The following is a 13,653-nucleotide window of genomic DNA, read 5'->3' on the forward strand; positions in this document are numbered from 1 at the left end:
GTGAGCCATGATCAACGTAGACCTGCAACAACTCATCCAGGCGCTGGACGCCGAAACCCGTCGTGATCTGGAGCGTTCGGCCGAGCGTTGCGTCGCCCGTGGCGGCAGCAAGATCCTCGTCGAAGACTTGCTGCTGGGCTTGCTCGAGCGTCCGAACGGCTTGCTGTCGCGCGCGTTGCAAGATGCTGACGTCGACGCCGGTGAACTGACCGCTGCATTGCAGTCGCGGGTCGAGCACAGCGCTTCGCGCAACCCGGTGTTCGCTCCGGAACTGGTGCAATGGCTGCAAGACGCGCTGCTGGTGGCCAACCTCGAACTGGGCCAGACCCAGGTCGAGGACGCCGCGCTGATCCTGGCGTTGCTGCGCAACCCGATGCGTTATGCCGGCAGCCGCTATCAACCGCTGCTTGCCAAGCTGAACATCGATCGTTTGAAGGAATTTGCCCTGTCGCAACAGGAGCAGCCGGCGGCCAATGGCAAGCCGGCGGCACAAGGCGAATCGCTGTTGCAGCGCTTCACCCACAACCTGACCCAACAGGCCCGCGACGGCAAACTCGACCCCGTGCTGTGCCGTGACGGCGCGATCCGGCAGATGGTCGACATCCTCGCCCGTCGGCGCAAGAACAACCCGATCGTCGTCGGTGAGGCCGGCGTCGGTAAAACCGCCATCGTCGAAGGTCTCGCCTCGCGCATCGCTGCCGGTGAAGTGCCGCAGGTGCTCAAAGGCGTTGAATTGCTGTCGCTGGACATGGGCCTGTTGCAGGCCGGCGCCAGCGTCAAAGGTGAATTCGAGCGCCGTTTGAAAGGCGTGATCGACGAAGTCAAAGCCTCGCCGAAACCGATCATTCTGTTCATCGACGAAGCCCACACGCTGATCGGCGCGGGCGGCAATGCCGGCGGTTCCGATGCAGCCAACCTGCTGAAACCGGCGCTGGCCCGTGGCGAACTGCGCACCATCGCCGCGACCACCTGGGCCGAGTACAAGAAATACTTCGAGAAAGACCCGGCGCTGGCCCGTCGTTTCCAGCCTGTGCAATTGCACGAACCGACCGTCAGCGAAGCGGTGACCATTCTGCGTGGTCTGGCTCAGGTCTACGAGAAGAGCCACGGCATCTACCTGCGCGATGACGCGGTGGTGTCCGCTGCTGAGTTGTCCGCGCGTTACCTGGCCGGTCGGCAACTGCCGGACAAGGCTGTCGACGTCCTCGACACTGCGTGCGCCCGCGTGCGCATCAGCCTCGCCGCCGCCCCGGAAAGCCTTGAACGCCTGCGTGGCGAACTGGCTGAAGGCGGCCGTCAGCGCCAGGCCCTGCGTCGCGATGCCGAGGCCGGCCTGCTCATCGACCACGAAGCGCTGGAGGCACTGGAAGCGCGGCTGGACGAAGCCGAAAGCGAGATGGTTGCGCTCGAGACCCTGTGGACTGAGCAGAAAGAGCTCGCCGAGCGTCTGCTGGAACTGCGTCAGCAACTGGCGAAGGCCCGCGAGGCTGCAGCTGTCGAGCCGACCGTCAGCGTGGAAGAAGACGCCGAAGGCACCGTGATTGAAACCGTGGTCGCCGAGGTTGAAGAAGGCCAAAGCGTCGAAGCGCTGGAAGCCCAGCTGCATGAAACCCACGCCGCGTTGACCGCTGCGCAAGTCAAAGAACGTCTGGTCAGCTTCGAAGTCTGCCCGCGTCTGGTTGCCGAAGTGATCAGCGCCTGGACCGGTGTGCCGTTGGCGCAACTGGCCCGCGAGCACAACGCCAAGGTCGCCAGTTTCGCCACCGACCTGCGCACGCGCATCCGTGGTCAGGAACAAGCCGTGCACGCACTGGATCGCTCGATGCGCGCCACCGCTGCCGGTCTGAACAAGCCTGACGCACCGGTCGGGGTGTTCCTGCTGGTCGGCCCGAGCGGCGTCGGCAAGACCGAAACCGCGCTGGCCCTGGCGGACCTGTTGTACGGCGGTGATCGCTTCATCACCACCATCAACATGTCCGAGTTCCAGGAAAAGCACACCGTCTCGCGCCTGATCGGTGCGCCACCGGGCTACGTCGGTTACGGCGAGGGCGGCATGCTCACCGAAGCCGTGCGTCAGAAGCCGTATTCGGTGGTGTTGCTCGATGAAGTCGAGAAGGCTGATCCGGACGTGCTCAACCTGTTCTACCAAATCTTCGACAAAGGCGTGGCCAACGATGGCGAAGGTCGCGAGATCGACTTCCGCAACACGTTGATCCTGATGACCTCGAACCTCGGTAGCGACAAGATCAGCGACCTCTGCGAAAACGGCGCACGTCCGACCGCCGAAGTGCTCGAAGAAACCATTCGCCCGGTACTCAGCAAGCACTTCAAACCGGCGCTGCTGGCGCGGATGAAAGTGGTGCCGTACTACCCGGTCGGCGGCCCGGTGCTGCGCGAGCTGATCGAGATCAAACTCGGCCGTCTCGGCGAGCGCCTGAACCGTCGTCAGCTGGAATTCAGCTGGTGCCAGAACCTCGTCGATCACCTGTCCGAACGCTGCACGCAAAGCGAAAGCGGCGCGCGCCTGATCGACCATCTGCTCGACCAGCACGTGCTGCCGCTGGTGGCTGATCGTCTGCTCGATGCGATGGCGACCGGCGAAAGCCTCAAGCGTGTGCATGCCACGCTCGACGGCAACTCCAGCGTGACCTGCGAGTTCGTCTGAGGTGGGCGTGATGTTCACTCAAGTGCCGCAGCCACTGGTCTACGCCGAAGCGTTGCTGGCGCAGTTCGCCAGTCTGTCGCGCGCGGCGGACAGTGCTGCGCTGCTGGGTGAATTCGTCCGTGGGCTGGCCGAGCTCAGCGGCTGCGAACTGACGCAGCTGTACCTGCTCGACGCCACCCACACCTGCCTGGGGATGAATGCCGAGTGCCTCGACGGCGCGCTGCAACCGCGTCAGGCGGCGAGCCTGCCGGCGGATTACAACGGTGAGCAACTGCTTCAATTTGCCCTGTGCCAGAACCGCGTGGTCTGCCTCGACGACCTCACCGGAAGCCTGCACGAAACCAGTTTTCTGCCGGCCGCTAGCACGCCGTGGCAGTCGCTGTTGTGCGTGCCGCTGGTCAATCAGCACAAGTCGGTCGAGGGCTTGCTGCTCTGCGCCAGCCGTCGTCGCACTGACCTGCAGGGTTTCGCCGATTCCCTCGGCCAGCTCGGCTCGTTCGTGCTCGGCCAACTGCATCTGCTGCAACGCCTGCGCCAGCCGCCGGCCGAATCGGCCACCGCCACACGCAGTGTGCCGAGCATCAGCGGCTACGGCCTGATCGGTAAAAGCGCGGCGATGCGCCAGACCTACTCGCTGATCAGCAAGATCCTCCACAGCCCGTACACCGTGCTGTTGCGTGGCGAGACCGGCACCGGCAAGGAAGTGGTGGCGCGGGCGATTCACGATTGCGGCCCGCGTCGCTCCCAGGCGTTCATCGTGCAGAACTGTGCGGCGTTCCCGGAAAACCTGTTGGAAAGCGAGCTGTTCGGCTATCGCAAAGGCGCCTTCACTGGCGCCGATCGCGATCGCGCCGGGCTGTTCGACGCAGCCAATGGCGGCACGCTGCTGCTGGATGAGATCGGCGACATGCCGCTGTCGCTGCAAGCGAAGATTCTGCGTGTGTTGCAGGAAGGCGAGATTCGTCCGCTGGGTTCCAACGACACCCACAAGATCGACGTGCGCATCATCGCCGCGACGCACCGTGATCTGGCGGCGCTGGTCAGCGAAGGCAAGTTCCGCGAGGACTTGTACTACCGCCTCAAGCAATTCCCGATCGAACTGCCGGCCCTGCGTCAGCGCGAAGGCGACATCCTCGATCTGGCCCGGCATTTCGCCGAGAAGACCTGCACGTTTTTGCAGCGCGATCCGGTGCGCTGGTCGGACTCGGCGCTGGAGCATCTGTGCGGTTACACCTTTCCCGGCAACGTCCGCGAACTCAAGGCGCTGGTCGAGCGTGCAGTGTTGCTCTGCGAGGGCGGCGAGTTGCTCGCCGAGCATTTTTCCCTGCGCCTGGAAGCGATGCCCGAAGACAACAGCGGCCTGAATCTGCGCGAGCGGCTGGAGCAGGTCGAGCGCACGTTATTGCTTGATTGCCTGCGCAAGAACGACGGCAACCAGACCCTCGCCGCCCGCGAACTGGGCCTGCCACGGCGCACGCTGCTGTATCGGCTGGGGCGCTTGAACATCAATCTGGGAGATTTCGATGGCTAGGCAAAGAGCCCGCGAGATGTCCGCAAAAACCCATTTCAGCGCCGCCCGCAAGGGTCGGCGCTTTGTGCTTTGTCTACATCTGGAGACCCTCTGATGTCTGTTCGTCACTGGCACGCTGTCCTGCTGACCCTCGTCGTTCTATGCGGCCTTGGCGGCTGTAGCGGCAATTACAAATTCAACGACAACGACTATCGCCCGTTGGGTGATCCGCAAGCGGTCAATCGCGGCAAGTGACCGCAAGGAGCATCAAACATGGAATTGGTTTTCGAAATGCTGAACACCAAGCAGTTCGTGCCCACCGAGTTGTGCCAGCGGACCTTCAAACAGGCCGGCGGCGTGATCGGGCGCGGCGAGGATTGCGACTGGATCATCCCTGACCGCAAGCGTCACCTGTCCAATCATCACGCGATTGTCAGCTACCGCGAGGGCTCGTTCTTCCTCACCGACACCAGCAGCAACGGTGTCCAGGACGGCAGCAGTGGCGCACGCCTGCACAAGGGCGAGCCGGTGCGCATCGAGCACGGCAGCACCTACATTCTCGGCGACTTCGAGATCCGCGCGCGGCTGGTCCGTGACCCGGCGACCTTCGACGGCGAAGTCGGTCGCCCGCGCGCGGCTGGCAGCATCATTCCGGACGACGCCTTTCTCGATCTCGACCCGCTCAACGCCCTCGAACAGCAAGAGCGCGTCTACTCGGAAATCGATGAGCTGCTGTCGCCCACCGCCAAGCCGGAAGATTCCCGTCAGCGTGCCGACTACGCGCGCATCGACATGGAAAGCCTGATGGTCCCGGAGCTGATTGCCGCCCCGGCCGAACCTGAGCCAGCGCCTGCGCCGAAAGCCGTCGAGCGTCAGAGCGAAGGTTTCTGGGAACACTTCGGCGCGGCGCTGGGCGTCGACGTCAAAGGCCTCAGCCACGACGAACGTGAAGCGCTGGCGCTCAACGCTGCGCGCCTGCTGCGCCAGAGCATCGGCGGTTTGCAGCAGAGCCTGCGTACCCGCTCCGAGCTGAAAAACGAATTGCGTCTGGCCCAGACCACTGTGCAAGGCACCAACAAGAACCCGCTGAAATTCGCCGTCGATCCGAGCGAAGCACTGCAGATCCTGTTGCAGCCAAGCAAGCCCGGCCATCTGCCGGCCGAGCAGGCGATCTCCCGCGCGTTCCGTGATTTGCAGGCGCACCAAGTGGCTTTGCTCACCGCCAGTCGCGCCGCCGTACGCGGCACGCTGGAGCACTTCTCGCCAGAGCAGCTGACCCTGCGTTTCGAGCGCGACAACAAGCCATTGATTGCAACATCGGGTGGGCGCTGGAGAGCGTTCGGCCGCTATCACCAGGCACTGCGTCAGGACGATGACTGGAGCGAGCGTCTGCTGGCCCGCGACTTCGCCCAGGCCTACGAAGAACAGATCCGCCTGATCTCCACCCTCCACACCGACCACCAAGGATGATGCGCATGTCTCGCCGCTCGACCGCTTTTTTCAAGACGCTGACTGCGCTCACCGTGCTGGTGCTGCTTGCCGGTTGCTCGTCGCTGTCGCCGTACTCGAAAGTGACCAAGATCAACCTCAAGCTGACCGGCAGCGATCAGCTCAACCCGGATCTCAACGGTCGGCCGTCGCCGATCGTCGTGCGCCTGTTCGAACTCAAGCACCCGGTGACCTTCGAGAACGCTGATTTCTTCAGCCTCTACGAACGCGCCAAGGAATCCCTCAACCCGGATCTGGTGGCCAGTGAAGAACTCGAACTGCGCCCGGGTGAAACCGTGGAACTGAAACTCAGCGTGGAGGAGGGCAGCCGTTACGTGGGCATCCTCGCTGCCTATCGCGACCTGCCGGATACGCAATGGCGGCACACCGTGCAGATCACTCCGCTGGAGCTCACCGAGGCTGATCTGACCCTCGATCAGGCCGGTATCCGCAACACCCAACAAGTGCTCGCCAAGGCGGATGACTGATCATGAACACCCATAAAGTCATTTGGCAGGAAGGCATGTTGCTGCGACCGCAGCACTTCCAGCACAACGATCGTTACTACGATCACCAGATGAAAACCCGCACGCAATTGCTCGGTGGCTACACCTGGGGTTTTCTCAATCTGGAAATCGACTTGCAGTTCCTCAACATGGGCAAGCTGGTGATCAGTGAAGCCTCGGGGATCCTGCCGGACGGCAGCCTGTTCGAACTCGGTGGCAACACTGAGCCGCTGGCGCTGGACGTGCCGCCGAACACCGGCAACACGCCGATCTATCTGGCGCTGCCACTGGTCACCGGCAACCACATCGAGGCCCGGCGCCCGGAGCAATCCGACGTGCTCGCGCGCTACACCGCGTATGACGCCGAAGTCGCCGACTCCAACGCCGGCGATGATTCCGCCAGCCAGGTCAGCTGCGGTCGTCCGGACTTCAAACTGTTGCTCGGCGAGCAGCAGAGCGATCAGGCCTACGTGAAGCTGAAAATCTGCGACGTGCTCGATACCACACCCGACGGCGTGATCAGCCTCGACCCGGATTTCGTCCCGACCTACATTCAGGCCCACGCCTCCAGCTACCTGCTGTCGTGCCTGAAAGAAGTCATCAGCATGCTCAGCCACCGTGGCGACACCATCGCCGAGCGAATTCGCTCCAACGGCAAGGTTGGCGGCGCAGAAGTCGGCGACTTCATGATGCTGCAACTGATCAACCGCACCGAACTGCTGCTGCGCCATTACCTCGGTCTGGAACAGGTGCATCCGGAAGAGTTGTACCGCACGCTGCTGACCATGCTCGGCGATCTGGCGACCTTCTCCGGCGAGAGCAAACGCCCGCGTCTGGACAGCCGCTACTCCCACGCCGATCAGGGCGCGAGCTTTCGCAAACTGATGGAAGCGATCCGCCAAGTGCTGTCGATGGTGCTCGAACAGCACGCCATCGAACTGATCCTGCAGGCGCGTCAGTACGGCATCATCGTCTCGCCGTTGCACGATCACAAACTGCTCGGCTCGGCCTCGTTCGTACTGGCAGCCAGTGCCAACTGCGACTCCGAAGAACTGCGTCAGCGTTTGCCGCAGCACCTCAAGGTCGGCCCGGTGGAGCGCATCCGCCAACTGGTCAACCTGCACTTGCCGGGGATCAAGGTCAAACCGTTGCCGGTGGCCCCACGGCAGATCGCGTTCCACTCGAACAAAACCTATTTCATCCTCGAACTCAGTTCCGAAGACCTGGCACAACTCGAACGCTCCGGCGGTTTCGCGTTCCACGTGTCCGGCGAATTCGCCGAGCTTGAACTGAAATTCTGGGCCATCAGGAACTGACCGACATGATCAAGGAAACGGATTACAACCAGGACGACAAAACCGTCCTGCTCGACCGTCAGGGCCACGGACCGGCATCGAGTCCGCTGACCGACTTCGCCGCGCCGCCGCGTTTCGAGCAACTGGAAGAACGCATGATCTACGCTGCGCGCCTGCGTCCGGCCGAAGCGTTCAACATCAGCCTCAACTCGCTGGTCGCGGCCTCGTCCGATCTGCTCTCGGAAGTGGTGCGTCTCAAGCACAGCGAAACCCGCGAAGATCTGTACGCACTCAATGAGCGTCTGACCGCCGGGCTGAAGTTGTTCGAAGTGCGCGCCCTGCACAACGGCGCCGAAAGCAGCCAGGTAATGGCCGCGCGATACGTGCTCTGCACCGTGGTCGACGAAGCCGTCGTGACCACGCCGTGGGGCAACGAAAGCGAGTGGTCGCAGATGAGCCTGCTGAGCAGCTTCCACAACGAAACCTTCGGCGGCGAGAAGTTTTTCCAGCTGCTCGATCGGCTGTCGAAAAACCCGGTCAAGCACCTGCCGATGCTCGAACTGATGTACCTGTGCCTGTCCCTCGGTTTCGAGGGCAAGTACCGCGTACAGGCGCGCGGCATGCTCGAGCTTGAAGGCATCCGCGACGCCTTGTACCGGCAGATCCGTCAGTTGCGCGGCGACGTGCCGCGCGAGTTGTCGCCGCACTGGGAAGGTCTCAACGATCAGCGCCGCAACCTGGTGCGCATCGTGCCGGCGTGGATGGTGGTGCTCTTTACTCTGGTCTGCCTGGTGGTGATGTATTCGGGCTTCGCCTGGGTCCTGAGCGAACAACGCGACACCGTTCTGCATCCTTATCAGCCGCTTGATCCAGCCGCGGTACAACCGCAGGCGCAGCCGTAAAACAGGGACGTGTGATGAAAAAGTTTTTCAAGAAAGTCGGCGCCTTCCTGCGCCAGACCTGGGTCTGGACTCTGCTGCTGGTGCTGTTCGTGGCGCTGCTGGTGTGGTTCGTCGGCCCGTTGTTGGCGGTCGATGATTACAAGTTCTGGGAAAGCGCGACCTCGCGCCTGCTGACCATCAGCGTGCTGTTCCTGATCTGGGGCCTGACCATGGTCTTCGTCAGCTGGCGCGCGGGTATCCGCAAGAAAGCCGAGGAAGAAAGCGAGGACGGCCAGGACCGTATCCGCCGCGAAGAGCTGATCGACGAAGAACAGAAAGAGTTGAAGGCGCGTTTCAAGGACGCGCTGAAAACCCTGAAGACGTCGAGCCTGTATCGCGGTCGCAGCGAGCGCTGGCGCAGTGACTTGCCGTGGTACCTGCTGATCGGTCCGCAGGCCTCCGGCAAGACCAGCCTGCTGGACTTTTCCGGTCTGGAATTTCCGATCAACAAGATCGACCGCAAGCTGACCCGCGACACCCTCGGCACCCGTCATTGCGACTGGTATTTCGCCGACCACGGTGTCCTGATCGACACCGCCGGGCGCTATACCACTCAACCGGACGCCGAAGTCGACGGCAACGCCTGGACAACCCTGCTGGAGCTGCTGCGCAAGCGTCGTCGCGGTCGTCCGTTGAACGGCGTGCTGGTGACCGTTCCGGTGGAAACCCTCACCGGTGGCAGCGAGCAGGACATCGACACGCTGGCGCGCCAGGTACGCAGCCGTCTGCAGGACGTGCATCAGAAACTGCACGTCGACGTGCCGGTGTATCTGGTTCTGAGCAAGGCTGACAAGCTGCTCGGCTTCGACGAGTTCTTCGATCAACTGACCCGCGAAGAAAGCGATCAGGTGCTCGGCACCAGTTTCCGCAAGGATCAGGTCGGCACCGACGTCGCGGTTCTGCGCAACGAGTTCGAAGAACTGCTGCGCCGCCTGAACAGCCAAGTGATCATGCGCATGCACTCCGAGCGCGACACTCAGCGCCGTGGGCGCATTCTCGACTTCCCGCATCAGTTGGGGCAGATCGGCGAGCGTCTGTGCCTGTTCGTCGACATGGCGTTCACCGGCAACCGCTATCAGCGCGCCACGCAACTGCGCGGTTTCTACCTGACCAGCGCACCGCACCTGACCCAGGAAATGGATTCGACCACCGCCGGCATCGGCGCCAGCCTGGGCATGAACGCCGGCGTGCTGCCGACCCTGCGCAGCGGTCGTTCGCGCTTCATCCACCACTTGCTCAGCCAAGTGATATTCCCCGAAGCCGATCTGGCCGGTCTGGACAAGCGCGAGCGCAGCCGCATTCATTGGGGCCAGCGTGCGTTGTACGTCGGCGCTCTGGCGGCACTGGCACTGTTCGGCATGCTCTGGGCCGGTGGTTTCTCCGCCAACTACGAGCGCCTGGAAAACCTGCGCACGCTGGCGCAGAACTGGACCCAGCAACGCTCGGCCGTGACGCCGCGCGATGACGCCATGGGTGTGCTGAAAGTCCTCGACACCAGCTACGCCGCGACCCAGGTGTTCCCGAGCAAGAGCGACGTGTCGTACCACGAACGTGGCGGCCTGTATCAGGGCGAAGAGATCAACCCGGTGGTGAAAACCGCCTACGAGCGTGAGCTTGAAGCGCAGTTGCTGCCCCGGGTGGCGGCCATGCTCGAAGGGCAGATCCGCGCCAACATGAAAGACCGCGATCGCCTGCTCAACAGCCTGCGTGCGTACCTGATGCTGAACATGAAGGATCGTCGCGATGCGGCGTGGCTCAAGGACTGGGTCGCCACTGACTGGTCGCAGCGCTACACCGGCAACACAGCGGTGCAGAATGGTCTGAGTACGCACCTCGAGCGCTTGCTCAAGCAGCCGTTCATCTACCCGCTGAACGATCAACTGGTGACACAGGCGCGTCAGGTCCTGCGCAGCGAATCGTTAGCCAATGTGGTTTACCGCATGCTCCGCGAGCAGGCGCGCAACCTGCCGGACTACCGCTTCAGTCAGCACCTCGGCCCGCAAGGTTCGTTGTTCATCGGCACTGAATACGTGATTCCGGGCTTCTACACCCAGCAGGGTTATCAGCAGTATTTCTCGGTGCAGGGCGCGGCGCTGGTCACCGATATCCTGCGTGACAACTGGGTGCTGGGCGAAGGCGCGGGCATCAGCGACATGGACTTGCGTCGCCTGATGGTCGAGCTCGAGCAGCTGTACTTCCGCGACTACGCCAACTACTGGAGCGAAGCCGTTGGCCAGGTCGCATTGCCGCCAATCAGCGACGCCGGCGAAGGCGCCGAGCAACTGGCGGGCCTGACTTCGGCCAACTCGCCGGTCCTCGCATTGCTCACCGAAGTGCGCGAAAACACCCGCTTCGAAGCCGCGGCTGATCCGGTCGATGAAGCCGGTGAAGCTGCCGATGCGCTGGCCGGGCAGAAAGGCAAACTGGGCAAGGTCGGCAAACTCGCCGCAGCTGCCGCCGACAAGGCTTCGGCGCTGAACGTGGCGAAGAACCTGCCGGACACCGCGAAGAAATCCCTGCAACGCCGCTTCGAACCGCTGCATCGTCTGCTCGATGACAACAACGGCCCGGGCGCTGACCTGACGCCAGCGTTCAGCGCGCTCAACGACCTGCAACTGCAACTGGCCGGTCTGGCCCGTTCCAGCACGCCGGAGCAAGCCGCGTTCGAGATGGCCAAGACGCGCATGAGCGGCCAGCGTGATGCGCTGACCAACCTGCGTAATGCTTCCGGTCGTCTGCCGCGTCCGCTGAGCGTGTGGTTCAACGTGCTGGCCGAAGACTCTTGGCGACTGGTGCTCAACGATGCCTATCAATACCTGAACGGCCGTTATCAGAACGAGCTGTACAGCGTGTATGGCAAAACCATCAGCAAGCGTTATCCGTTCAGCGCCAGCAGCACCAGCGACGTGGCGATCAGCGACTTCCGCGAGTTCTTCCGCGCTCAAGGTACCGTCGACCGCTTCTTCGACAGCTACATGCGTCCGTTCGTCAGCGGCGATCCGGGCAACTACCGCATGCGCAGCGTCGATGGTCACAGCCTGCCGGTATCGAAGGTCTACCTCGATCAGATGGCGGCGGCGCAGACGATTCGCCAGAGCTTCTTCTCGATCAACCCGGCTGAGCCGACCGTGCAGTTCAAACTTGAACCGTACACCCTCGACCCGGCGGTCAGCCGTTCCGAATTCAAGTTCGGCGACAAGACCATGGAATACCGTCACGGCCCGATCCTGCCAATGACCTTCAAGTGGCCGACCGATGCTGAAGACGGTCGCACCAGCCTGGTCATGGACAAGATGGCCGGGCGTCCGATCGGGATCGAGAAGAACTCCGGCCCATGGTCGCTGTTCCGTCTGTTCGACCTGATGCAGACCGAGTACCTGAACGGTCGTGACGTGCTGGTACTGAAAGCCGACGTGGGCGGCCTGCGCGCCAACTACCTGCTGACCAGCCAGCGCACGCCGAACCCGTTTGACATGGGCGTACTGCGTACTTTCCGTATGCCGGTGCAGCTCTGATGCTGGTGGCCAGTCCCTGGCGCAGCGCGGCGCGTACCGACCCGGGCAAGGTGCGGGCGCGCAACGAAGATGCCTTCCTCGACTCGCCGCAGCATGGGCTGTGGGTGGTCGCGGACGGCATGGGCGGTCATCAGGGTGGCGACATCGCCAGCCAGTTGATCGTCGCCAGCCTGGCTGAGTTGCCGCAACACGAGGACTTCGACGAACGCCTCAAAGCCATCCGCCAGTGCCTGCACTGGCTGAACCGGCGTTTGGGGCAGGAGTTGACCGTCACCGCCGGACGCCACGACAGCATCATGGGCAGCACCGTCGTCGCGCTGCTGGTGGAAGGCAATCGCGCGGCCTGCATCTGGGCCGGCGACAGTCGTTGCTACATGTGGCGCGGGCAGCGGCTGTATCAGCTGTCCAAGGACCATTCGCTGCAACAGCAATTGATCGACGAGCAGCAAATGAGCGTCGAACAGGCGGCAGCGCACCCGGCGGCTCAGGCACTGACCCGAGCCGTCGGCGCCGCCGACACACTGACCCTGGATGTGCTTGAACTCGAGGTCTATCCGGGCGATGTGTTTTTGCTCTGCAGCGATGGTTTGTATCAGGGCCTGAGCAGCGATGCCCTCGGCAACGCCCTCAGCCTCAGCGCGCCGCACGTGGCGCTGGAACGTTTGTTCGACGGCGCTCTGCGTGGCGCCGCGCGTGACAACCTGACTGCCGTGGTGATCCGCCAATGAGTGAACTCGAATCGCCCATCGATGACTTGCTGATCAGCGAAGAACAGGCCAACAACCTGACCTACTTCGCCTTCGCCAAGGAAAACAAGGCAGAGCCTTTGCTGGCGCCAACCAAGGCCAGCATCGGTGCACTGCCGGATGTACTCGCCGGTCGCTACCACCTCGAGCGTCTGCTCGGGGCCGGTGGCATGGGCGCCGTTTACCGGGCGCGGGATCTGCTGCACGAACAGTTCGGCGATCCCGACCCTTACATTGCGCTGAAAATCCTCAGCGAAGAATTTGCCGAATCGCCGGATGCCAGTGCCTTGCTCTACAGCGAGTTCGCCCTGACCCGGCGTCTGCGCCACGACAACGTCGTACGTGCGCACACCTTTGAAGTCGACACCGACTGCCAGCGGGCCTTCATCACCATGGAATACATGCGTGGCCTGACCCTGGACAAATTGCTCTGCGAGCGGCCCCTCGGCCTGCCGTGGCAAGAACTGCGCGACATCGTCCTGCCGCTGCTCGACACGTTGGCCTACGCCCACCGTCGCGGCGTGCTGCACGGTGATCTGAAACCGAGCAACGTCATGCTCAGCGAAGACGGCCTGCGCCTGTTCGACTTCGGTCTGGGGCAGGCAGAGGAGGGCATCTTGCCCGGCCTGCCGCACCTGAGCCGCGAGCGCTTCAACGCCTGGACCCCGGGCTACGCCGCCCCCGAACTGCTTGAGGGCCAACCGTTGTCGGCCAGCGCGGACGTGTACGGCGTGGCCTGCGTGATCTATGAACTGGCGAGCGGCAAACACCCGTTCCGCCGCTTGCCCTCGACCCAGGCCCGCGACGAGCATCTGGAGCGCGAGCTGAGCGCCCCAGCGAATCTACCCCAGCACGGCTGGCACGCGCTGCGAACCGCGCTGAGCTTCAACCCGGCAGAACGCACCATCACTGCCCAACAATTGCGTGACGCCTTGGGCGCCACTTCGTCCTGGCTGCAACGTCTGCGACTTCGGGCGTAACGGATGA

General features: G+C 63.1%; 10 protein-coding genes. All 10 read left to right on the forward strand.

Annotated features, from left to right (window positions below):
- Nucleotides 1-7 precede the first annotated feature (7 nt).
- The 10 genes from tssH (at nt 8) to AC4IHP_RS01265 (ending at nt 13,646) form a co-directional block, all read left to right on the forward strand.
- Nucleotides 8-2,665, forward strand: coding sequence for a type VI secretion system ATPase TssH (gene tssH, locus AC4IHP_RS01220; protein WP_490830681.1), 2,658 nt, complete (start codon nt 8-10; stop codon nt 2,663-2,665).
- Nucleotides 2,666-2,675: 10 nt separating this feature from the next.
- Nucleotides 2,676-4,196: a sigma-54 interaction domain-containing protein gene (locus AC4IHP_RS01225; RefSeq protein WP_490830682.1), complete on the forward strand. Its 1,521-nt coding sequence runs from the start codon at nt 2,676-2,678 to the stop codon at nt 4,194-4,196.
- A gap of 93 nt (nt 4,197-4,289) precedes the next feature.
- A complete protein-coding gene (locus tag AC4IHP_RS01230; protein WP_003229566.1) occupies nt 4,290-4,430 on the forward strand; it encodes a hypothetical protein in 141 nt (46 codons plus the stop codon).
- Between the two features lie 18 nt (nt 4,431-4,448).
- Nucleotides 4,449-5,645: a type VI secretion system-associated FHA domain protein TagH gene (gene tagH / locus AC4IHP_RS01235; RefSeq protein WP_490830683.1), complete on the forward strand. Its 1,197-nt coding sequence runs from the start codon at nt 4,449-4,451 to the stop codon at nt 5,643-5,645.
- 5 nt (nt 5,646-5,650) lie between these two features.
- Nucleotides 5,651-6,151: a type VI secretion system lipoprotein TssJ gene (gene tssJ / locus AC4IHP_RS01240; protein ID WP_016772509.1), complete on the forward strand. Its 501-nt coding sequence runs from the start codon at nt 5,651-5,653 to the stop codon at nt 6,149-6,151.
- A 2-nt stretch (nt 6,152-6,153) separates the two neighbouring features.
- Nucleotides 6,154-7,485 (forward strand): type VI secretion system baseplate subunit TssK, encoded by a 1,332-nt coding sequence (gene tssK / locus AC4IHP_RS01245; protein WP_016772510.1) that lies wholly within the window; start codon nt 6,154-6,156, stop codon nt 7,483-7,485.
- Between the two features lie 5 nt (nt 7,486-7,490).
- On the forward strand, nt 7,491-8,366 hold the full coding sequence (gene icmH, locus AC4IHP_RS01250; RefSeq protein ID WP_016772511.1) for a type IVB secretion system protein IcmH/DotU: 876 nt from the start codon (nt 7,491-7,493) through the stop codon (nt 8,364-8,366).
- A gap of 14 nt (nt 8,367-8,380) precedes the next feature.
- The gene (gene tssM, locus AC4IHP_RS01255; protein ID WP_490830684.1) at nt 8,381-11,920 is read left to right on the forward strand and encodes a type VI secretion system membrane subunit TssM; all 3,540 of its coding nucleotides are present in this window, start codon (nt 8,381-8,383) and stop codon (nt 11,918-11,920) included.
- Nucleotides 11,920-12,648 (forward strand): PP2C family protein-serine/threonine phosphatase, encoded by a 729-nt coding sequence (locus AC4IHP_RS01260; protein ID WP_041476618.1) that lies wholly within the window; start codon nt 11,920-11,922, stop codon nt 12,646-12,648. Before tssM ends, AC4IHP_RS01260 begins: the two co-directional genes overlap by 1 nt.
- Entirely contained in the window at nt 12,645-13,646 is a 1,002-nt protein-coding gene (locus AC4IHP_RS01265) for a serine/threonine-protein kinase (RefSeq protein ID WP_490830685.1), read from the forward strand. The genes AC4IHP_RS01260 and AC4IHP_RS01265 overlap by 4 nt, the downstream gene beginning before the upstream one ends.
- Nucleotides 13,647-13,653 lie beyond the last annotated feature (7 nt).

Source organism: Pseudomonas sp. UF-293 (assembly GCF_058245595.1).